We start from the raw sequence: 19,985 nt of genomic DNA on the forward strand, positions 1-19,985 counted from the left end.
ACCCCGACACCCTCCACCACACCCCCATCGGCGTCTTCCGGTCGGTGGAACGACCGGTCTACGACACCCTCATGGCCGACCAGCTCGACACCGCCATGGAGCGGCAGGGCGAGGGTGACCTGGCCCGGCTGCTGGCCGGGAACGACACCTGGACCGTCGCCGGCTGACGCCCGGCGGACACCGACTTCGGAGGAAACACACCCATGGCCTACGTCATCGCCCTGCCCTGCGTGGACATCAAGGACAAGGCATGCCTGGAGGAGTGCCCGGTGGACTGCATCTACGAGGGTCCGCGCAAGATGTACATCCAGCCGGACGAGTGCGTCGACTGCGGCGCGTGCGAGCCGGTCTGCCCGGTCGAGGCGGTCTTCTACGAGGACGACCTCCCGGAGGAGCTGGGCGCGTACCGCGTCGCGGACCGGGAGGTCTTCGACGCCCTGGGCCTGCCCGGCGGTTCGCGCGACCACGCCCCGCTCGCGGCGGACCACCCGGTGGTCGACGCCGTCCCCGTGCCGTCCCAGACCTGAACCGCCCCGCGCCGGCCCCGGCCCTTCTCTTGCCTACCTCTCCCGAGCCTTTCACGGATCGAGTCCTCCCCATGGCCAAGCCCCTCGTCCTCATAGCCGAAGAGCTCTCACCCGCCACGGTCACCGCGCTCGGCCCGGACGTCGACGTCCGGTACTGCGACGGGACCGACCGGCCGGCCCTGCTGTCCGCCGTCGCCGACGCGGACGCCCTCCTGGTGCGCAGCGCCACCCGCGTGGACGCCCGGGTGATCGACGCCGCCCGCCGTCTCACGGTCGTCGCGCGGGCCGGCGTCGGTTTGGACAACGTCGACGTCCCCGCGGCCACGAAGGCCGGCGTCCTGGTCGTCAACGCCCCCCTCTCCAACGTCGTCAGCGCCGCCGAACTCACCTGCGGACTCCTGCTGTCCACGGCCCGCACCATCCCGCAGGCCGACTTCTCGCTGAAGAGCGGGGAGTGGGACCGGCGGAAGTACACCGGCGTCGAGCTGGCCGACAAGACCCTGGGCGTCATCGGCCTCGGCCGCATCGGCACCCTGGTGGCCCAGCGGATGTCCGCGTTCGGCATGCGGATCCTCGCCCACGATCCGTACGCCACGGAGGAGCGGGCCCTGCGCGCGGGCGCGCGCCTCGTCCCGCTCGACACGCTCCTGCGGGAGTCCGACTTCCTCACCGTGCACCTGCCGAGGACACCGGAGACGGTGGGCTTCGTCGGCGAGCGGGAGCTGGGCCTCGTCAAGCGGTCCGTACGGATCGTCAACGCGGCGCGCGGCGGCATCGTGGACGAGGAGGCGCTGGCCGCCGCGCTGAAGGACGGACGCGTCGCCGGGGCCGGGCTCGACGTCTTCGCGGTGGAGCCGTGCACCGCCTCCCCGCTGTTCGGCCTCGACAACGTCGTGGTCACCCCGCACCTCGGCGCCTCCACCCACGAGGCCCAGGAGAAGGCCGGGACCTCCGTCGCCCACTCGGTGCGGCGCGCCCTCGCGGGGGAGCTCGTGCCCGACGCGGTCAACGCCCCGGGCGGGCCGGTCGCGGAGGAGGTCCATCCCTATCTGAAGCTCGCCGACGACCTCGGCCACGTCTTCACCGGGCTCGCGGGCCGCCGGGCCGTGACCCGCCTGGAGATCGAGGTCCGCGGCGAGGTGACCCGGCGGGACGTCACGGTCCTGGAGGCCGCCGCGCTCCGCGGGGTCCTCGCCGGGCTCGTCCCCGGGAGGCCGTCGATGGTGAACGCGTCGGAACTCGCCCGCGAGGCCGGCGTCTCCGTGCGTTTCTCGACCAGTTCCGAGAGCCCGGACCACCGCGACACCGTCGCCCTCCGCGGCGAGCTGCCGGACGGCGGGACCGTGGCCGTCGCCGGTGCCCTGTCCGCCCGGAAGGGCACCCACCGGCTGGTCGCGGTCGGCGCGTGCGACCTCGACCTGGCCCTCACGGACCGGATGCTCTTCCTCTGGTACGCCGACGAGCCCGGGGCCATCGGCAGGGCCGGGCAGATCCTGGGCGCCGCCGGCGTCAACATCGCCGACATGGAGGTCGCCCGGTCCGGCGGCCGGGCGACGGCCGCCCTGTCCGTCGACGTCGACGTCCCCGACGCCGTCGTGGACCGCCTGGTGGCGGCCCTCGGCGAGGCGTCCGCCCGCTACGTCCGCCTCATGCCGTAGCTCGTGCCGTAGCGGACCGCCGCTCCCTGTTTCCGTACTCCCCCGTTCCGCACCCGGAGCGGGGGAGTACGCGTGCGGGGCGCCGGACGGCGGCTAGCTGAGGGGCGCCGACGCGTGGCAGAACGCGCTGAACGCCGCCGCCCGGCGCGTCAGCCGGACGCCCGCCGGACGGGCCAGGACGACGTCCAGCGGGCGTATCTCGTCCTTGATCCGGCGGATCACCAGGCCGCGGCCCTCGTAGCTGACGTCCGCGCGGGGACGCTGGATCAGCAGCGAGTAGCCGGCGCCGCGGGCGACGAGGCTGCGCACCATCTCGAAGCTCTCCGTGCGGTGCCGCACGCGCGGGGACACCCCGGCGGAGCTCAGCACCTCGTGGAAGTAGCGCAGGCTGGGCGGGACGTCGAGCGCGATCATGTCGTGACCGGCGAGGTCGGCGAGCCGGACCTCCTCCTGCTCCGCCAGCGGATGGGCGGGCGGCAGCAGGACGTACGGCTGGGTCGGGTACAGCGTGTCGTACGCGATGCCGGCCTGGACGTCGACGCCGTAGAGCACGGCCAGTTCGCAGGTCCCGTCGAGCAGGAGCCGCTGCAGGTCGGTCAGCGAGCCCTCCACGAAGTCCAGCGTCACCTGGGGGTGGGCGGCCCGGAACTCCTCCAGGACGCGGGGCAGCAGGAACGGGGCGATGGTGGTGAAGCAGCCGATCACCAGCCGGCCCGACGGGGCGTTGCCCAGGTCCCGCATGCCCGCCTGGAGCGCGTCGGCCCGGGCCAGCAGCGACCGGGCCTCGGGCAGGAGGAGCCGGCCCGCCTCGGTCAGCGTCAGCCCCTTCGCCTTGGAACGCAGGAGCAGTTGCACGCCGATCTGGCGTTCCAGTTGGGAGATCGCGGCCGACACCGCGCCCTGGCTCACGTACAGCCGGCGCGCCGCGCCCGTCATGGTTCCGGCCTCGGCGCACGCCACGAAGGCGTGCAGCCGGCGAAGGCTGATCCGTTCAGTCATCAGGAAATCCCATAACGCACCTCACCATTCCTTCGTTTTCAACTGCGCGGTCCTGATGGAGACTTGGGGAACCAAGTCAAGGAGGTTTCGCAATGATGCCGACGAACGAAAAGACCGGTTGCCCCGTGCATCACGGTTTCGATCCGCTTGGTGACGAGTACATCGCCGATCCGTATCCGATCCACACCGCGGTGCGGGAGGAGGCCCCGGCGTTCTACGCACCGGCCATCGACATGTGGGTGATCACCCGGTACGACGACATCGAGGCCGTTCTGAAGGACCCGGGGACCTTCTCGGCGCAGGTCGGCCAGAAGCCGGTGTTCCCCCTTTCGGAAGAGGCGCAGGAGATTCTGAAGAAAGGATTCCGCGCCTATCCGGTGATGTCGGACTGCGACCCGCCCCGGCACACCCGGATCCGCAAGCACAACATGACGGGCTTCTCACCGCGGCGGATCGCCTCGCTGGAGCCGAAGGTCTGGGCCAAGGCCACGGAGCTGGTGGACGCCATCGAGCCCGGGCGGGTGGACCTGGTCAACGCGCTGACCTATCCGCTTCCGGCGTACATGATCTTCACGTTCATCGGCTTCCCGGACGAGGACATGGACATGCTGAAGAGCTGGTGCGGAAACCGCATCGCCTTCAGCTGGGGACGCCCGAGCGTCGACGAGCAGCGCGAGATCGCGACGAACATGAACAACTACTGGGAATACTGCGAGAATTTCGTCGCCAAAAGGGCCGCGGAACCGGTGGACGACTTCACCAGTGACCTCATCCGGATCCGCCAGGAGAATCCCGACAGCCTCTCGCTCGAAGACATCACCAACGTCGCCTACGGACTGAGCTTCGCCGGCCACGAGACCACGACGAGTTTCACCGGCAACGCGATCCGCCAGCTGCTGTCCAACCCCGAGCAGTGGGCCGCGGTCTGCGCCGACCGCGGGCTGATCGCCAAGGCGGTCGAGGAGATCCTGCGGTACGACAGCAGCATTCCCGCCTGGCGGCGCATCACCACCCGGGCGGTGGACGTCGGCGGCGTCGAGATACCCGAGCGGGCCAAGGTGCTCATCCTGCTCGGCGCGGCCAACCGGGACCCGAAGCACTTCGCGGAGCCCGAGACCTTCGACATCCACCGCGGCGACGCCCGCCGCCACCTCGCCTTCGGCAAGGGCATCCACTACTGCATCGGGGCCCCGCTGGCGCGGATGGAGGCCCGCATCGCCCTCGACCTGCTCGCCGAGCGGGCGCCGGACATGCGCCTGGTCGAGGGCCAGGACTTCGACTTCCCGGCGAACGTCTCCTTCCGCGGCCCCCGGAGCCTGCTCGTCGAGTGGCCCGGATGACCCTCCGGACGCCGCGGGTCCGGCGCGACCGGTCACGGCCGGCCGCGCCGCTCGGTGACCAGCAGCGTCTGCAGGACCTGCCCGCAGCTCCCCGTCGCGTCGTCCAGCTGGCCGTGGGCGAGCCCTGAGCCGTGCGGGCTGGCCGCCGTGTGGGAGCGCAGGCACAGCCACTCCCCGACGGGGTCCCGGTGCAGGGCGAGCGTCACGTCGGTGTTGATGACGAGGCCCGCGTGGTGGTCGAGTTCGAAGCCGACGGCCCAGCTGCTGTCGGCCACCGTGAGCGCCCGGGTCAGCGGCGAGTCCGGCGCCCCGGCCACCAGGGGGGCGCGCTGCCGGGCCCAGGCGGTCCCCGGACCGAGCGTGTCGAAGCCCGCGCCGTCCCCGAAGCGCCACTCCATCGCCGCGATGTACCCGTCGAGATGGGCCCCCGCCATGGTGTGCGGCGGCTGCGGCCCCGGCAGGGCGGGGGCGGGCGGGACGGGCCGCAGCGCCGGGGTCTCCCCCGGGCTCGCGACGAGCCGCCACGCGCGGGCCAGCAGCACCGGGACGCCGTCGGCGGTGATCTTCCCCTCCAGGATCTCGACGCTGCCGCCGGACCGGACCGTCCGCACCTCGACCCGCAGGTCCGCCACCGGGACCGGGCGCAGCAGCTCGACGGTGACACGGGCGATCCGCAGGCCCGGCCGGGGCGCGTGGTGCTCGAACGCGCGCCCGATCAGGGCGGAGGGCGGGCCGGCGTGCTGCGTCTTCGGGCTCCACGGGCCCGCGGTGGCCGGGGTGCTCTCGTACCGGCCGTCCCCCAGGTCGTGGTAGAAGGCCGCGTGCGGTGCGCCGGGGAACGGAACGGGCTCGGGGTTCACGAGGGATGCCTCCGGTTCCTGCCTCAGCGGTCTGAGGCGCTGTGGATGATGTCCGCCTGAACGGCCTCGGCGATTCTGCCCGTGTCCGGCAGCGTCCGCTCCAGGGCGGTTCCAGCCAGGAAGAGGACGGACTCCGCGAACGGGGCGGCGATGAGCTGCGCGCCGATGGGGAGACCGGCCGAGTCCCTGCCCACCGGGAGCGACAGGGCGGGGAAGCCGGTGATGTTGGCGGGGGAGGAGAGCCGGACGTAGGCGTCGGTGACCGTCTCGGTGACGCCGTCCGGCCACCGTACGGTCTCCTGCCCGCGCCGCGCCGCCGTGATCGGGGAGGTGGGGGCGGCGAGCACGTCGACGCCGTCGAAGACGCGGCCCCACGCGCGGCTGATGAGGGACCGGGTGCGCTGGGCGCGCAGGTAGTCCAGGGCGGACACGTGGTGCCCGGCCTCCAGGAGCAGCCGGACGTCCGGGCCGTAGAGGTGGGGCGCGGCGCGCAGGGTCTCCTCGTGGACCGCCGACGCCTCGGGGGCCATCAGGCCCCACTGCGTCGCCTCGATGTGCTCGGTGAGCGGCAGGTCCACGGGCGTCACCGTCGCGCCGAGTTCCCGCAGCCGGTCGATCGCCGCGCGGACGGCCGCCTCCACCTCCGGAGCGACGCGGTCGAAGTAGTACGTGCGGGGCACGCCGACCCGCAGCCCGCGCACGTCCGCCGGGCCCGGCGCGGCCGGGGCCGCCGGAGCGGCGGCGCTGGCCGGGTCCGCCGGGTCGTGGCCGGCGAGGACCCGCAGGACGAGGGCGGCGTCGCGTACGGTCCGGGTGAGGGGGCCGACGTGGTCCAGGGACCAGGACAGGGGCGCCACCCCGTGCCGGGAGACCAGGCCGTAGGTGGGTTTCAGGCCGACCGTCCCGTTGAGCGCGGCGGGGACGCGGATCGATCCTCCGGTGTCGGTCCCCAGCGCGAACAGCGCGGTGCCGGCCGCCACGGCCACCGCCGAGCCGCCGCTGGAGCCTCCGGCGACGGCGTCCGCGTGCCACGGGTTGGCCGTCTGCGGGGTGAGCAGTCCGTAGGCGAACTCGTGGGTGTGGGTCTTGCCGAGGAGGATCGCGCCGGCGTCGGCGAGCCGCGCGGCCACCGTGCTGTCGCCGCCGGGCATGCGGTCCGCCCACGCGCGCGAACTGGCCGTGGTGGGGATCCCGTCGACGTCGATGAGGTCCTTGAGGCCGTACGGGATGCCGTGCAGCGGCCCGCGGTGGACACCCGCGCGGATCTCCCGCTCCGCCCGCCGCGCGGCCCGTCGCGCGCGGTCGGCCACGACGGTGACGTAGGCGTGCAGCCGGTCCTCGACGGCGTCGCACCGGTCCAGGACGGAATCGACGAGTTCGACGGGGGACAGGGTGCGGGCCGCGAGGGCCGCCGCCGCGTCCGCGACGGTGAGCTCAAAGGGCCGCATCGAACGCTCCCGGAGCGGCGGGTGAGGGGCGGCCGGCCGCGGCCCGGAAGACCGGGGCCGGCGCGACGCCGGCCAGGTCCAGGGTCCGCAGCCCGCCGAGGAGCCGCCCCAGGTGGGCGACCAGTTCGGCCACCTCGCCGGGGCGGAGGTCCGGGGGCGGAGCGTGTCGCACGGTCGGACGGGACGGTCCCGCAGCGGCCATCGTGGTTCCCTTCCGGGGGGGGGGCGGAGCCGGATGCCTCGGATCACGTGCGGCGCCGGGGACGGCGGGGCCGTCCCCGGCTCGTCCGCGCCGGCGGGCACTGCCTGCCCGCCGGCGCGCGCGAGCCCGGTGGCCGCCGACGGGGGAGGGACGGAGGCCACCGGGAGCGAGGGGCGCGCGGCGGGGCGGAGGCCGTACACACGGGCAGGCCCCCGCGTGTACGCCGCTGCCCGTACGCGCTTCCCGCAGGTCGCTTCCTACAGGTCGATCGTGACGTCGTAGGACTCCAGCCAGGCGTTGAGCCAGAGCGGGACCTCCAGGTCGATCCGCGTGATCTGGGTGCTGGCCGTGCTGACGCTGCCGTCGAGCCGGCCGCGGACGCGGTCCGCGTCCAGGAGCGGCAGGACCGGCGCGTCGCCGCTCCCGACCACCTCGGCGAGCCGGTCGCGGAGCTTCTTCTCGTAACCGGAGTCCTGCGTGCTCGGGTACGGCGCCTTCACCCGCTTCACGATCGACTCGGGCAGGACGTCGCGGGTGGCCGCGCGCAGCAGGCTCTTCTCCCGGCCGTCGAACGTCTTCATGGCCCAGGGGGCGTTGAACACGTACTCCACGAGGCGGTGGTCGCAGAACGGGACGCGGACCTCGAGGCCGACGGCCATGCTCATGCGGTCCTTGCGGTCGAGGAGGGTGTTGAGGAAGCGGGTCAGGTTGAGGTAGCTGATCTCCCTCATCCGCTTCTCCAGGCCCGTCTCGCCCGGCAGGACGGGGACTTCGGCGAGGGCGTCGCCGTAGCTCGACCGCCGGTAGCCGGGGATGTCGAGCTTGCCCAGCAGCCCGCCGTCGAACAGCGGCGTGCCGTCGTAGAAGGGGCCGGGCGTCGAGGTGAGCCACGGGAACGTCTCGGCCGTGAGCACCTCGGGGTCGTGGAACCAGCTGTACCCGCCGAACAGTTCGTCCGCCGACTCGCCGGACAGGGCCACGGTGGACCGCTCCCGCACCGCCTTGAAGAGCAGGTACAGGGAGGGCCACAGGTCGCCGTACCACATGGGCGGCAGGTCGGTGGCGGCGAGGACCGCGGCCCGGACGCCGGGGTCGCTCAGGTCGTCGCTGTTGAGGAGGATCTCCTTGTGCTCGGCCGCCACGTGCTGGGCCAGGTCGCGGACGTACGGGGCGTCCGGGGTGCTCCGCAGGGGGTCCGGGACGAAGTTCTCCGCGGCGCCGACGAAGTCGACCGAGAACGACCGCACCGGTCCGCCGCCCTGGGCGGCCAGCGCCTTGGCCGCCAGCGCGGTCACCGCCGACGAGTCGAGGCCGCCGGACAGGAGGCTGCACAGCGGGACGTCGGAGATCAGCTGCCGGCTGACGGTGTCGTCGAGGAGGCCGCGGACCGTCTCGATCGTCGTCTCCAGGGAGTCCGTGTGCTCCCTGGCCTCCAGCGCCCAGTAGCGGCGCTTGACGAGGCCCTGGCGGCGGACGCGGACGGTGTGTCCCGGACGGATCTCGTACATGCCGGTGAAGATGGCGTGCTCGGGGGTCTTCACCATGTCGAGCAGCTCGCGCAGGCCGTCGGCGTTCACCCGGCGCGGGATCGCCGGGTGGGCGAGGATCGCCTTGGGCTCGGAGCCGAACAGGACGCCGTCCGCCGTGGGGTAGTAGTACAGCGGCTTGACGCCCATCCGGTCGCGGACGAGGAGCAGTTCCTCGTTCCGGACGTCCCAGACGCCGAAGGCGAACATGCCGTTCAGCTTGTCGACGACACCCTCGCCCCACTCCAGGTACCCCCGGAGGACCACCTCGGTGTCGCTCTGGGTGTGGAAGCGGTGCCCGCGGGAGATCAGGTCCGCGCGCAGCTCGCGGTAGTTGTAGATCTCGCCGCTGAACGTCAGCACCGCCAGGGTGCGCCCGTCCTGTTCGGCGGTCATCGGCTGGCGTCCGCCCTCCAGGTCGATGACGGAGAGGCGCCGGTGACCGATGGCGGCGTGCTGTCCGATCCACACGCCGTCGGCGTCGGGACCGCGGCACGCCATCGTCCGGGTCATGGCGTCGACGATGGCGCGTTCCCGGGTGAGATCGCGCCCGAAATCTATCCAGCCCGCAATGCCGCACATAAGCGACGTTCTCCTTAGGTAGGCGACCGTGAGCACCTGGCTCACCGAGGTGGTCCGGTAAAGGGAGGTGGAGGCGCCTCCCGCCGGGCCGGCCCGCAGGCGCGGGCGCGGCCGGGCGCGAGGGAAAGCGGTGGTGCGGGTGACCGCGGCGGAGCGCCGGTCACGGTGTGGCTAGGAGGACTTCGGCCAGGTGAACCCGCCGGCCCGGTGGGCCCAGGCCACGAGGACCATCAGGACGGCCGCCAGGCCGCCCAGCACCATCACCGTGGACGGCGAGGACCGGTCTAGGACGGCTCCTCCGACCAGGGCGCCGAGGGAGATGGTGGCCTGGAAGGAGGCGGTGAAGAGGACGGAGGACGCCTCGGGGGAGCCGGGAGCGGCCTTGGAGAACCACGTCTGGGAGCAGACCGGGACGGCGCCGTAGGCGACGCCCCAGACGACGAGCAGCGCCACCGCGCCGGCGTCCGAGCCGCCCAGGACGGGCAGGAGCAGGGTCGAGGCGGCGATCAGGGCCGCCGCCGCGGCGAAGGTGGACCGCGGGTAGCGGCCCACGGTGGCTCCGCCGAGGAAGTTGCCGGCGATGCCGGCGGCGCCGTAGATGAGCAGGTAGACCGTGATGAGGCCCGAGCTGACGTGGGTCACCTGCTCCAGGAAGGGGGTGACGTAGGTGTACGTGCCGAAGTGGGCGAGCACGACGAGGAACGTCATGACCAGGGCGAAGCGGGTGTTGACGCTGCGGAGCATGCCGCCGAGCACGTCGAGCCGCGTCGCCTGGTTCGACGGGAGCGGCGGGACGGCCACGAGGAGCAGCACGAGGACGGCCAGGGTGAAGCCGCCCATGACGAGGAACGCGGTCCGCCAGCCGGCGATGTCACCGATGAACGTGCCCAGCGGTACGCCGAGTACGGAGCCGAGCGGTACGGCGGAGAAGATCACCGACGTCGCCCGGCCCACGGACTTCGCGGGGACGAGCTGACTGGCGAGCCCGGCCCCGATGGACCAGAAGCCGCCGATGGTGATGCCCACCATGACCCGGGAGACCAGGACCAGCCAGTAGCTCGACGCGGCGGCGGCGAGGAAGTTGGCCAGCGCCAGCAGCAGGATGAACACGCCCAGCATGACCCGCCGGTCGATCCGGCCCGTGGCCACCGTGACGACGGGGGCGGACACCGCGGCGAGGAATCCCGGCATGGTCATCATGAGACCAGCCATTCCGTCCGAAATCGTGAAACTCGATCCGATCGACGTGAGGAGGCCGATCGGAAGAATTTCGGTCGTGACGATGGAGAAGATCCCCAGCATTACCGAGATGACGGCCAGCCAGGAGATGAAAGGCGACCGGTCGGGCGCTGCGGGGGATTGGACAGAAGGGGTGGTTGCTGTGGACATGGATCCCGTCCTGAGTTGGGCCTCACGTGGAGAGTGTGACCTCTAGTCCAGCAGGAACGGGCCCCATCTTCTGGCAGGTTCCCGACGCCAACAACCGTCCCCGGGAGGGGCCGGGTGCCTTCGCGGCGCGCCCGAGGAGGCATACGTTCCGCTGTTTCCGCAGGTCATGACGGTGCCCGGGGCGCCGGTCGGGAGGGGTCGCGCCGGCGCGGGGCGGGGTGGGCGCCGCGTGATCCGCGACGACTTCGCCAAGTCGCGAAACCGTCCGCCCGGGAAATCCGGCGGGCGGGGGTTCACGTCGCAATCCTGCCGGACGGCGACGCGATTCGCTGTTGTCCTGGTGCTTCCGCGACGCACACCCTCCGTTCAAATCGAGGAGAAAAATGTTCGAATCTGAAGAGGCGATCCGGAAGAACGTGCAGCAGAAGGCGGCGGGTCTCGACCGCGCCGCCGTCGCCGCCCGGGAGAAGGAGGCACGGCGCCGGTACGAAACCAGCACGCCGGGCCATTGCTTCGAGCTGACCGCGCGACGGGAGCAGCTGGAGCGGTACGCCGGCGCGTGGCGGCGGGTCCTCGACGGGATGACGGACGCGACGGCGGGCGCGGACGAGCGGTAGGCGCCGTTCGCGGCGCCTGACCGGCTCCCGCACCGGCCGGGAGGGGCGGGGTGATGCCGGTCCGGGGGCGGACCCGGCATAGGCTGGTCCGGTGAGCGAGAGGGATGCCGGGACGGCCGGGGGCGGGAGCGCGGGCCGTGCTGCCCGGCACAGGTTCGGGGTCGCCCTGCGGCGCATGCTCGGCGAGATGAACCGGCTGGTGCACGGCTTCGCCCAGGAGCAGAAGCTGCACCCGACCGACGTCCACGCCCTCTCGTACGTGCTGGACAGCCCCGGCGCGACCACCCCCGGGCTGCTCAGGGAGCACCTCGGTCTGACGTCCGGGGCCGTGACCGCGTGCCTCGACCGGCTGGAGAAGGCCGGGCACATCCGGCGCAGCCGGGCGGAGGACGACCGCAGGGTCGTCCACATCGACTACGTCGAGGGTGCGCGGTCCGTGGCGCGTGCGTACTTCATGCCGCTCGCGGAGGCCGCCGACCGCGCCAGTGGGCGGTTCAGCGACGACGAACTCGCCGTCGTCCTGCGCTATCTGGACGCCCTCAACGACGAGCTCGGCGAGCTGCGCGTTCCGCCGCGCGCCTGACCCGCGCCGCCCGTCCCCACCCGCTTTCCGGCCTCGCCGCCGCATCCGTCCGGTGCCTGTGCGGCGAAGAGGGGGTGACGTGCTTCAATATCTCTCGATCATTGAGATTATTAATCGTCGAAAGAAGTGAGGACCTCCATGTCCGCACCCGCCCGGTGGGCGAGCAGACTCCTGCCGCTTCTGGTCCTGGTCGTCTGGCTGGCCGTCGGAGGAGGGCTCGGCCCGTACGCCGGCAAGCTCGGCGAGGTGTCGACCAACGACCAGGCCGCGTTCCTGCCCCGCAGCGCGGAGTCCACCCAGGTGCTGAAGGCGCAGGAGGCGTTCCGGCAGGAGGAGAGCCTGCCCGCCCTGGTCGTCTGGACCGCCGAGGGCGGCGGCGCCCTCGACCGTTCGGCCCAGCCGGCGGCGACGCAGGCACTGGCGTCCCTCCGGGGCGTCGACGGCGTCGTCGGCGCCCCGTCCCCGGCGATCCCGTCCGCGGACGGCGAAGCCCTGCGCGGCATCGTCCAGCTCCGCCCGGACCTCGGTGACGACCTGCCCGCCGTGCTGGAGAAGGTGGACGCGGCGGCCGCCGCCGTACCCGGCACCGAGACCTGGCTCGGCGGTCCGGCCGCCACCCAGGCGGACCTCGGCGACGCGTTCGCGGGCATCGACGGACTGCTGCTCGTCGTCGCCCTGGTGACCGTCCTGGTCATCCTGCTCCTGGTGTACCGCAGCGTGCTGCTGCCGCTGATGATCATCGTGGGCGCGGTGTTCGCCCTCGGCCTGGCCTGCGCCGTCGTGTACGTCCTCGCCGACCACGACGTCGTGCGCGTCGACGGCCAGGTCCAGGGCATCCTGTCCATCCTCGTCATCGGCGCCGCCACGGACTACGCCCTGCTGCTCGCCGCCCGCTACCGCGAGGAGCTGGGCGCCCGGGACGGCGACCGGATCCCGGCCATGCGGGCCGCGCTCCGGCAGTCCTTCGGTCCGATCGTCGCCAGCGCCGCCACGGTCGGCCTCGGTCTGCTCGCCCTGCTGCTCAGCGACCTCACCAACAACCGCGCCCTCGGCCCCGTCGGGGCGATCGGCATCGCCTGCGCCGTCCTCAGCGCCGTGACGTTCCTCCCCGCCGTCCTGGTCCTGCTCGGCCGGGCCGCGTACTGGCCGGCCCGCCCCAAGGCGGCGACCGGGGACGACGCGCATCCCGTCTGGCGCAAGGTCGCCGGGCTCGTCGACCGCGCGCCGCGCAAGGTCTGGGCCGGCTCCCTCGTGGCCCTGCTCGCCTGCGCGGCCTTCTCCTTCTCGCTCGACTCGAAGGGCGTGCCGCTCGACGAGATCTTCGTCAAGGACGCGCCCTCCGTCGCCGCCCAGGCGCGGCTCGGCGAGCACTTCCCGGGCGGCGCCGGCAACCCCGCCGTCGTCATCGCGAACGTCGGGGCGGCGGAGCGGGTGCGCACCGCCGCCGAGGGCGTCGACGGGGCCGACTCCGCGGCCGTCGTCACCGTCCCCGGCACCACCCGGCCGCTCGTCGCCGACGGGCGCGTCCGCATCGACGTCACGCTCGCCGACGCGGCGGACTCCGACGCCGCCAAGGACACCGTCGCCCGGCTGCGCGGCACCCTGCACGCCGTGCCCGGGGCTGACGCCCTGGTCGGCGGCTACACCGCCCAGCAGTACGACACCCGGCTCACCGCCGAGCGCGACCGGACGCTCATCATCCCGGTCGTGCTCGCCATCATCCTGGTGATCCTGGTCGGCCTGCTCCGCTCCCTGCTGCTGCCGCTGCTCCTGGTGGCCACGGTCGCGCTCAACTTCGTGGCCACGCTGGGCGTCTCCGCCCTGGTCTTCGAGCACGTCCTCGGGTTCACCGGCACCGACTCGGCGGTGCCGCTGTACGGCTTCGTCTTCCTGGTCGCCCTCGGCGTCGACTACAACATCTTCCTGATGTCGCGCGTCCGCGAGGAGACGCAGGAGCACGGCACGCGCGAGGGCGTCCGCAGGGGGCTGATCGCCACCGGCGGCGTCATCACGTCGGCCGGCGTCGTCCTGGCGGCCACGTTCGCCGCGCTCGGCGTCATCCCGCTGGCGTTCCTGGTGCAGATCGCGTTCATCGTCGCGTTCGGCGTCCTGCTCGACACGCTCGTGGTGCGGTCCCTGCTGGTTCCGGCGCTCGTCCGGGACATCGGCGCCTTCGTGTGGTGGCCGGGGGCCCTGCGCCACCGGCCCTGACCCGCGAGCGCGGGCCCGTACCCCGCCGCGTCAGGAGGCGGCGGGGGCGGGCCGCGCCGGGGGAGGGGAGGACGGCGTCGGCTGGTAGAAGATGTCGATGTCGACCTCCTCGCCGCCGACGATCAGGGTGTCCCACGCCCCGCTCTCCCACAGCGTGCGCAGCGTCGCCGGTTCGAGCCCGCTCAGATGGGCGCGGAGGGTGGCGTCGTCGGGCATGCCGGGGAGGCGGGGCGCCAGACGGTCGCGGATCGAGCCGAGGCGTTCCATGAGGGCGTCGACGTCCGCCTTCCGGTCGAGGACCTGGCCCTCCCACTCCTCGATGCTCCGGGCGATCTTCTCCTTGATCGGCCGGCTCACGCCGTTCTCGTCCGTGGTGATCATCGCGTTCCAGGCGCGGCTCTTGTGCCGGTACTGGAGCATCGACATCGCCGCCTCGTGGCGCGCGAAGTCCGCGTCGCGGAACGGGCGGCCCGTCCACGCCCCGTTGAGCGAGCGGGCCAGCGAGATCGCCGAGCCGAGCCCGCTGTTGAGGCCGCGGCCCGGCCAGAAGTGGATGGCGTTGGCGGCGTCGCCGAGGAGGAAGCCGTACGTCCCCGGGGAGGCGGCCGTGGCCGGCCGCAGCCGGGTGGTGAACCTGGGCCGCTGCACCATGTCCAGCCGGAAGGCGGTGACGGCGCTCAGGTCCCCCTCGGCGACGCCGAACAGCGCCAGCCCCTCCCGCACCCGCCGCCACAGCGCCGAACCCCGGACCATGGCGGGCAGGAAGAGCGTGCTGTGCGTCGAGCACTGGAAGTCGCCGTGGTCGTCGCGCCCCATCACGCACGGCCGGGAGGCGATGCACTCCTCGAAGACGTGCCGCACCGGATCGATGCCGACGACCTCCGCCGCCTCGGCGTCGGTGAGCCGCATGTTCAGGAAGCCCTCGCCGCGCAGCGCGTTGAGCAGGAAACGGTTCTGAGCGACCGTCAGCAGCACCGTCATGGGATCCGAGAGCCGCGATTTCACCCGCAGACCGAGGACGACGTCCTGGACGTGCTCGCCGTGCAGCGAGTAGATGGACGTGTCGGCGTTCCCGAACCTGTCGGCGTAGTACTCGCGGGTCCGGGACCGGCCGCCCTCGCAGATCGCGAGCACGTGGGGGCGCGCGCCGGAACTCTCGTGCTCGGCCGGGTCGAAGGCGGCGGGGACGAGGCGGATGCGGTCCGGCTTCTCGCCGGCCAGGGCGAGGAGCGTGTCCTCGATGTAGGCGATCCGGAGGTTCCGGGGGCTGTGGCCCCGGATGGAGTCGGGGCCGAGCGGCCACATCTCGGTGTACGCGTCACCCCGGAAGAGCCGTTCCTGCACCGCCTCGGGGAGGTTGAGGTACTGGCGGCTCTGCACCGTGACGACCTGCTGCCGGCGGACGTTGCCCTGGCTCTCGTCCTTCCACACGACCCGCGGCCCGTCCTGCGTCCAGCGCCCGTCGTACACGGTGATCGAGACCCGGTGGCCCATGAGGTGTTCGAGGAGCAGGGCGAAGCTCAGGCCGACGGGCCCGCCGCCCGACACCGTGACCTCCAGGACCGGTCCCGCCGCCAGCGTGGCCTGGGAGGCGGGGCCGAGCGGGCGCAGCACGGAGAGGTCGAGGATCGTCTCCATCGCGTCGGCCGCCTCGAACCGGAACACCTCGGTGCCGATCTCGACGAGGTCCCCGGGCTGCAGTTCGTGCGAGGTGACGCGCGTTCCGTTGATACGCGTCCCATTGCTGCTGCCGCTGTCGTACAGCACGAATCCGTGGCCCTCGCGGCGCACTTCGGCGTGAAAGCGGGAGACGTTCTCACCGGAAAGCACGATGCTGTTGTCGCCGTTGCGGCCGAGCGTCAGCGGTGCGGTGCCGATCGGGAACTGCTGTCCCGCCAGGGAGCCTTGATGGCCGACGAGCCGAGGAGGCATGAATTCACCCAATTCCGGAGGAGGAAGAGACGGAAAGCCGCGGATCCGATGACGATGGGCGAGGACGCGGGGCAATCTTAGGGCGGCTCCGACCTCGCTGAGAAGCCGTGGGAACCGACTGCCCACCACGCGGTTTCCGTTCCGTGACATCGTCACGGGAGGAGCCGGCAAGAGGGCGGAGAAAAGGGGCGGGTGGGGCTGGTGAGAGAGGTGGGACGGAAAAGGGGAGAGGTAAATCGAGCCCGGGAAAAGGCACTTCCGGCGGCGCCGGAAGACCGGGCGGGGAGAATGACGGGATGGACTCGATCGTCTCCCGTCTCCCCGCGCGGTTCTGGACCGTCCGCTACGACGGCTCGCGGTACCCCGGCGCCCCCGCCGTGACCGCCCGGCCGGGTCTCGCGGCGGGCGCCAACTGCCAGGTGTTCGCGTACGAGGTGCTGCGGCACTTCGGGCTGAACCCGCCGGAGCTGCGCTCCTCCGACCTGTGGGAGGACACCGGCTCCACCGTCCGCGTGCCGGTCGCCCGCCCCCTGGACCTGCTGCTGTTCAACGCCACCGACGACGCCTACGGCGCCCATGTCGCCGTCGCCGCCGGCGACGGCCTGATCCTGCACCTCTGCCGAGAGGTGGGGCGTCCGGCGGTCTGGCGGCCGGAGGACTTCGCGGCCCGCGAGCGGTACGGCGTGCTGCTGGGCGCCAAGCGGGTCCTCGGGGGCTGAGGGGGATGCGCGCGCGGATCACCCCTCGCACGCCGGGCGGCGGGTCGGGAAGGGGGTGGCCGGCTCAGCCGACCGGGGAGGCGGTCACCCGGATGATGCCCTCGGGCTGGGCGAGCGGGGTGAGGCCGGCGGCCAGGAAGACGCTGGTCAGCGCCTGCTCCAGGGCGTTGCGGATGCCGCTGATCTCGGCGACGGCATGGACGTCGGGGTCGGACGCGTGCGCCGCGATCGTGGGGCGGATGAGCGGGTCCGGATGCCAGGCGACGATGACGGCCACGCCGTCGCTCTGCGCGGTGATGCCGCTGTCGGGGCCGTAACCGGCGTCGGCGAGCACGATCTGCACCCGGCGGACGAGTTCGCGGCTCATGTGGTGCTCCGGTCGGTTCAGGTCGTCACGAGGACTCTCACCCTTGAGTGTCCGCTTTGGTAGGAAATGCGTCAATATTTACACGAAAGACATTTCGCATGATCCGCGTGGATGGGGGGCAGGGGACGAGTATGGGAGCGAACGGAAAGGGTCAGGCGGGGTGGACCTTCCTGACGAACCACGCACGCGTGCTGCTGGCCGTCGCCCGCGATCCGGAGGTGCGCCTCCGCGAGGTGGCCGCCCGCTGCGGAGTGACCGAGCGGACCGTCCAGGCGATCGTCGCCGACCTGGAGGAAGGGGGGTACCTGACCCGGGGCCGCGCGGCCGACGGACGCCGCAACCGCTACAGCGTCAACCCGGAGGCCCCCTTCCGTCACCCCGCCGAGGCCGGCCACGAGATCGCCGGCCTGCTGGAACTCCTCACCCGCGAGTCCGCGAGGCCGTAGCCGGGCTGCGGGAGGGGAAGGCCCCCGCCCGGCGTCAGCGGCGGGCGCGGCGGCGGGCGAGGACGAGACCCAGGGCGACGCCGACCAGCAGCGTGACCGTGAGGACCGTCCAGAGCGGCAGCGTGACCGTCGGGATCCAGAGCCGGACGGTGACGGAGCCGGTGTTGGCGGCGATGAACCAGACGGCGAGCGCGGCGACCAGGACGAATCCGACGGTCCGCAGCCGCATGTCCCGCCCCTTCACCGTCACCGTCGCCGGTTCGTGCGGCGCTTTCGCGGTGTTCCGGGCCATGAGAGCCGGTTCCTCTCTCTCGGGGAGGAGGGATGCCCTTCCCAGTATCGAGGCCGCCGCCCCCGCTGTCCCCCGGGAGGGTGACGCGCGGAGGCCGTCACGGAGCGTTGTCCACAGGCTCCGGCGGGCGGCCCGGCGCGGGTGCCCGGGCGGCTAGGCTTTTCGGGTGGCCCTCATCGACGCTTCCTCCGACGCCTCCTCCTCCGCCCCCGGCACCGACCGCCCCTCCGACGCCCTCGACGTGCTCCACCGGGTCTTCGGCTACAGCTCCTTCCGGGGCGAGCAGCAGGAGATCATCGAGCATGTCGTGGCCGGCGGCGACGCCCTCGTGCTCATGCCGACCGGTGGCGGAAAGTCGCTGTGCTACCAGATCCCGGCCCTGGTGCGGCCCGGCACGGGCGTGGTGATCTCGCCGCTGATCGCGCTGATGCAGGACCAGGTGGACGCGCTGAACGCGCTCGGCGTCCGGGCCGGCTTCCTGAACTCGACGCAGGACCCGTACGAGCGGCAGACCGTCGAGCAGGCGTTCCTCGCCGGCGAGCTCGACCTCCTCTACCTGGCCCCCGAGCGGCTGCGCACCGAGGGCGCCCAGCGGCTGCTCGACCGCGGGACGGTCTCCGTCTTCGCGATCGACGAGGCGCACTGCGTCTCCCAGTGGGGCCACGACTTCCGGCCCGACTACCTCGCCCTCTCCCTGCTGCACGAGCGGTGGCCCGAGGTCCCGCGGATCGCGCTGACGGCGACGGCCACCGAGGCCACCCACGGCGAGATCGCCACCCGCCTCGGCCTGGAGGACGCCCGGCACTTCGTCGCCAGCTTCGACCGGCCCAACATCCAGTACCGGATCGTCCCCAAGAACAACCCGACCCGGCAGCTCCTCGACCTCATCCGCACCGAGCACGCCGGCGACGCCGGGGTCGTCTACTGCCTGTCCCGCGCCTCCGTGGAGAAGACCGCCGCCTTCCTCGCCGAGCACGGCATCGACGCCATCCCGTACCACGCGGGCATGGACGCCGCCGCGCGCGCCGCCAACCAGGCGCGGTTCCTGCGCGAGGACGGCGTCGTGGTCGTCGCGACCATCGCCTTCGGCATGGGCATCGACAAGCCCGACGTCCGCTTCGTCGCCCACCTCGACCTGCCCAAGTCCGTCGAGGGCTACTACCAGGAGACCGGCCGCGCCGGCCGCGACGGCGAGCCCGCCACCGCCTGGCTCGCGTACGGCCTTCAGGACGTCGTCCAGCAGCGCAAGATGATCGACGGCTCGGAGGGCGACGAGCAGCACCGGCGCGCCCTCGCCGCCCACCTGGAGGCGATGCTCGCGCTCTGCGAGACCGTCGAGTGCCGCAGGGTCCGCCTGCTCGCCTACTTCGGCCAGAAGTCCGGGCCGTGCGGCAACTGCGACACCTGCCTGACCCCCGCCGAGTCCTGGGACGGCACGGTCCCCGCGCAGAAGCTGCTCTCCACCGTCTGGCGGCTGGCCCGCGAGCGGCGCCAGAAGTTCGGCGCCGGCCAGATCATCGACATCCTCCAGGGCAAGAAGACCGCCAAGGTCATCCAGTTCGACCACGACCGCCTCTCCGTCTTCGGCATCGGCGCGGACCTCGGCACGGCCGAGTGGCGCGGCGTCGTCCGCCAGCTCCTCGCGCTGGGGCTGCTCGCCGTCGAGGGCGACTACGGCACCCTCGTCCTCACCGAGGCCAGCGGCGACGTGCTGGGCGGGCGGCGCCAGGTGCACCTGCGCAAGGAAGCCCCCAAGGCGGCGGCGCCCCGCAAGGAGAGCGGCGGCGGCCGGTCCGGCAAGGCCCGCGTCCCCGTCGACCTGCCCGCCGCCGCCGTCCCCGTCTTCGAGGCCCTGCGCGCCTGGCGCGCCGCGACCGCGCGCGAGCAGGGCGTGCCCGCGTACGTGGTCTTCCACGACGCGACGCTGCGGGAGATCGCGACGACGCTCCCCACGACCGTGGCCGAGCTCGGCACGGTCGGCGGCGTCGGCGAGGCCAAGCTCGCCAAGTACGGCGAGAGCCTGCTGGAAGCGCTCGCCGCGCACACGTCCGGAACCGGGGGCGCCGCGGCCTCCGAGCCCGCCCCCGGCCCCCGGAGCCCCGCGGTCCCCGAGGTCTCCGAGGCGGCGGACCAGCGCGCCGCCCGCGCCGCGGCCGCGCCTCCGGCCACCCGCGAGCAGGCCCCGCCGCGCCGCGCCGCGGCTCCGGCCGCCGAGGACGAGCCGCTGTTCTTCGGCGAGGACGAGACGGAACCGACCTGGGACGACGACTGGCAGTGACGGCCGGCG

19 protein-coding genes and 1 pseudogene are annotated in these 19,985 nt (G+C 72.8%); 11 read left to right on the forward strand and 9 right to left on the reverse strand.

What is annotated here, in order from left to right:
* The 3 genes and pseudogenes from ACFVQZ_RS33660 to serA all read left to right on the forward strand — a co-directional run.
* Positions 1-167: pseudogene (locus tag ACFVQZ_RS33660) on the forward strand (2-oxoacid:ferredoxin oxidoreductase subunit beta); the annotation flags it as partial.
* 36 nt (positions 168-203) lie between these two features.
* Positions 204-527 (forward strand): ferredoxin, encoded by a 324-nt coding sequence (fdxA, locus tag ACFVQZ_RS33665; protein WP_030497793.1) that lies wholly within the window; start codon positions 204-206, stop codon positions 525-527.
* Between the two features lie 71 nt (positions 528-598).
* Positions 599-2,185 (forward strand): phosphoglycerate dehydrogenase, encoded by a 1,587-nt coding sequence (gene serA / locus ACFVQZ_RS33670; protein WP_383628556.1) that lies wholly within the window; start codon positions 599-601, stop codon positions 2,183-2,185.
* A 93-nt stretch (positions 2,186-2,278) separates the two neighbouring features.
* On the opposite strand, the gene ACFVQZ_RS33675 is transcribed toward serA, so the two are convergent.
* Positions 2,279-3,184, reverse strand: coding sequence for a LysR family transcriptional regulator (locus ACFVQZ_RS33675; protein ID WP_030497795.1), 906 nt, complete (start codon positions 3,182-3,184; stop codon positions 2,279-2,281).
* Positions 3,185-3,309: 125 nt separating this feature from the next.
* Between ACFVQZ_RS33675 and ACFVQZ_RS33680 the strand changes: the two genes are divergently transcribed.
* Positions 3,310-4,524, forward strand: coding sequence for a cytochrome P450 (locus ACFVQZ_RS33680; RefSeq protein ID WP_383628558.1), 1,215 nt, complete (start codon positions 3,310-3,312; stop codon positions 4,522-4,524).
* A gap of 32 nt (positions 4,525-4,556) precedes the next feature.
* On the opposite strand, the gene ACFVQZ_RS33685 is transcribed toward ACFVQZ_RS33680, so the two are convergent.
* The 5 genes from ACFVQZ_RS33685 to ACFVQZ_RS33705 form a co-directional block, all read right to left on the reverse strand.
* Complete coding sequence (locus ACFVQZ_RS33685; protein WP_383628560.1) at positions 4,557-5,384, reverse strand: thioesterase family protein; 828 nt, start codon at positions 5,382-5,384, stop codon at positions 4,557-4,559.
* A gap of 23 nt (positions 5,385-5,407) precedes the next feature.
* Complete coding sequence (locus ACFVQZ_RS33690; protein ID WP_383628561.1) at positions 5,408-6,832, reverse strand: amidase; 1,425 nt, start codon at positions 6,830-6,832, stop codon at positions 5,408-5,410.
* Entirely contained in the window at positions 6,819-7,004 is a 186-nt protein-coding gene (locus ACFVQZ_RS33695; protein WP_321193425.1) for a hypothetical protein, read from the reverse strand. Before ACFVQZ_RS33695 ends, ACFVQZ_RS33690 begins: the two co-directional genes overlap by 14 nt.
* A 287-nt stretch (positions 7,005-7,291) precedes the next feature.
* On the reverse strand, positions 7,292-9,142 hold the full coding sequence (gene asnB / locus ACFVQZ_RS33700) for an asparagine synthase (glutamine-hydrolyzing) (protein WP_383628564.1): 1,851 nt from the start codon (positions 9,140-9,142) through the stop codon (positions 7,292-7,294).
* 171 nt (positions 9,143-9,313) lie between these two features.
* Positions 9,314-10,444, reverse strand: a complete 1,131-nt coding sequence (locus tag ACFVQZ_RS33705) for an MFS transporter (protein ID WP_383628566.1) — start codon at positions 10,442-10,444, stop codon at positions 9,314-9,316.
* Here ACFVQZ_RS33705 and ACFVQZ_RS33710 point away from each other — a divergent pair.
* The 4 genes from ACFVQZ_RS33710 to ACFVQZ_RS33725 all read left to right on the forward strand — a co-directional run bounded on the left by ACFVQZ_RS33710 (position 10,332) and on the right by ACFVQZ_RS33725 (position 13,942).
* A complete protein-coding gene (locus ACFVQZ_RS33710; protein WP_383628647.1) occupies positions 10,332-10,577 on the forward strand; it encodes a hypothetical protein in 246 nt (81 codons plus the stop codon). The genes ACFVQZ_RS33705 and ACFVQZ_RS33710 overlap by 113 nt on opposite strands.
* A gap of 337 nt (positions 10,578-10,914) precedes the next feature.
* Entirely contained in the window at positions 10,915-11,148 is a 234-nt protein-coding gene (locus tag ACFVQZ_RS33715) for a hypothetical protein (protein ID WP_383628568.1), read from the forward strand.
* A gap of 91 nt (positions 11,149-11,239) precedes the next feature.
* Positions 11,240-11,731, forward strand: a complete 492-nt coding sequence (locus ACFVQZ_RS33720) for a MarR family winged helix-turn-helix transcriptional regulator (RefSeq protein WP_383628570.1) — start codon at positions 11,240-11,242, stop codon at positions 11,729-11,731.
* A 138-nt stretch (positions 11,732-11,869) separates the two neighbouring features.
* Positions 11,870-13,942 carry an MMPL family transporter gene (locus tag ACFVQZ_RS33725; protein ID WP_383628572.1) on the forward strand — a complete coding sequence of 691 codons (2,073 nt, stop codon included), beginning with the start codon at positions 11,870-11,872 and terminating at the stop codon, positions 13,940-13,942.
* Positions 13,943-13,972: 30 nt separating this feature from the next.
* Here ACFVQZ_RS33725 and ACFVQZ_RS33730 read toward each other — a convergent pair whose 3' ends face one another.
* Positions 13,973-15,874: an FHA domain-containing protein gene (locus ACFVQZ_RS33730; RefSeq protein WP_036416393.1), complete on the reverse strand. Its 1,902-nt coding sequence runs from the start codon at positions 15,872-15,874 to the stop codon at positions 13,973-13,975.
* A 296-nt stretch (positions 15,875-16,170) separates the two neighbouring features.
* On the opposite strand from ACFVQZ_RS33730, the gene ACFVQZ_RS33735 reads away from it, so the two are divergent.
* On the forward strand, positions 16,171-16,593 hold the full coding sequence (locus ACFVQZ_RS33735) for a hypothetical protein (RefSeq protein ID WP_030497806.1): 423 nt from the start codon (positions 16,171-16,173) through the stop codon (positions 16,591-16,593).
* Between the two features lie 64 nt (positions 16,594-16,657).
* Here ACFVQZ_RS33735 and ACFVQZ_RS33740 read toward each other — a convergent pair whose 3' ends face one another.
* Positions 16,658-16,960: a hypothetical protein gene (locus tag ACFVQZ_RS33740; protein WP_030497807.1), complete on the reverse strand. Its 303-nt coding sequence runs from the start codon at positions 16,958-16,960 to the stop codon at positions 16,658-16,660.
* 131 nt (positions 16,961-17,091) lie between these two features.
* Between ACFVQZ_RS33740 and ACFVQZ_RS33745 the strand changes: the two genes are divergently transcribed.
* Positions 17,092-17,406, forward strand: coding sequence for a helix-turn-helix domain-containing protein (locus ACFVQZ_RS33745; protein ID WP_030497808.1), 315 nt, complete (start codon positions 17,092-17,094; stop codon positions 17,404-17,406).
* A gap of 34 nt (positions 17,407-17,440) precedes the next feature.
* On the opposite strand, the gene ACFVQZ_RS33750 is transcribed toward ACFVQZ_RS33745, so the two are convergent.
* Positions 17,441-17,698, reverse strand: a complete 258-nt coding sequence (locus ACFVQZ_RS33750; protein ID WP_383628575.1) for a LapA family protein — start codon at positions 17,696-17,698, stop codon at positions 17,441-17,443.
* 166 nt (positions 17,699-17,864) lie between these two features.
* Between ACFVQZ_RS33750 and recQ the strand changes: the two genes are divergently transcribed.
* Positions 17,865-19,976 (forward strand): DNA helicase RecQ, encoded by a 2,112-nt coding sequence (gene recQ, locus ACFVQZ_RS33755; protein ID WP_383628577.1) that lies wholly within the window; start codon positions 17,865-17,867, stop codon positions 19,974-19,976.
* Positions 19,977-19,985: the final 9 nt, after the last annotated feature.

This window comes from Streptomyces sp. NPDC057854 (assembly GCF_042797055.1).
Lineage (GTDB): Bacteria > Actinomycetota > Actinomycetes > Streptomycetales > Streptomycetaceae > Streptomyces.

What these genes read in the sequence shown, in the direction of transcription:
- fdxA (WP_030497793.1), top strand. Translation starts at nt 204, where the DNA reads ATGGCCTACGTCATCGCCCTGCCCTGCGTGGACATCAAGGACAAGGCA.
- serA (WP_383628556.1), top strand. Translation starts at nt 599, where the DNA reads ATGGCCAAGCCCCTCGTCCTCATAGCCGAAGAGCTCTCACCCGCCACG.
- ACFVQZ_RS33675 (WP_030497795.1), bottom strand. Translation starts at nt 3,184, where the DNA reads ATGACTGAACGGATCAGCCTTCGCCGGCTGCACGCCTTCGTGGCGTGC.
- ACFVQZ_RS33690 (WP_383628561.1), bottom strand. Translation starts at nt 6,832, where the DNA reads ATGCGGCCCTTTGAGCTCACCGTCGCGGACGCGGCGGCGGCCCTCGCG.
- asnB (WP_383628564.1), bottom strand. Translation starts at nt 9,142, where the DNA reads ATGTGCGGCATTGCGGGCTGGATAGATTTCGGGCGCGATCTCACCCGG.
- ACFVQZ_RS33710 (WP_383628647.1), top strand. Translation starts at nt 10,332, where the DNA reads ATGGTCATCATGAGACCAGCCATTCCGTCCGAAATCGTGAAACTCGAT.
- ACFVQZ_RS33705 (WP_383628566.1), bottom strand. Translation starts at nt 10,444, where the DNA reads ATGCTGGGGATCTTCTCCATCGTCACGACCGAAATTCTTCCGATCGGC.
- ACFVQZ_RS33715 (WP_383628568.1), top strand. Translation starts at nt 10,915, where the DNA reads ATGTTCGAATCTGAAGAGGCGATCCGGAAGAACGTGCAGCAGAAGGCG.
- ACFVQZ_RS33725 (WP_383628572.1), top strand. Translation starts at nt 11,870, where the DNA reads ATGTCCGCACCCGCCCGGTGGGCGAGCAGACTCCTGCCGCTTCTGGTC.
- ACFVQZ_RS33730 (WP_036416393.1), bottom strand. Translation starts at nt 15,874, where the DNA reads ATGCCTCCTCGGCTCGTCGGCCATCAAGGCTCCCTGGCGGGACAGCAG.
- ACFVQZ_RS33735 (WP_030497806.1), top strand. Translation starts at nt 16,171, where the DNA reads ATGGACTCGATCGTCTCCCGTCTCCCCGCGCGGTTCTGGACCGTCCGC.
- ACFVQZ_RS33740 (WP_030497807.1), bottom strand. Translation starts at nt 16,960, where the DNA reads ATGAGCCGCGAACTCGTCCGCCGGGTGCAGATCGTGCTCGCCGACGCC.
- ACFVQZ_RS33745 (WP_030497808.1), top strand. Translation starts at nt 17,092, where the DNA reads ATGGGAGCGAACGGAAAGGGTCAGGCGGGGTGGACCTTCCTGACGAAC.
- ACFVQZ_RS33750 (WP_383628575.1), bottom strand. Translation starts at nt 17,698, where the DNA reads ATGGCCCGGAACACCGCGAAAGCGCCGCACGAACCGGCGACGGTGACG.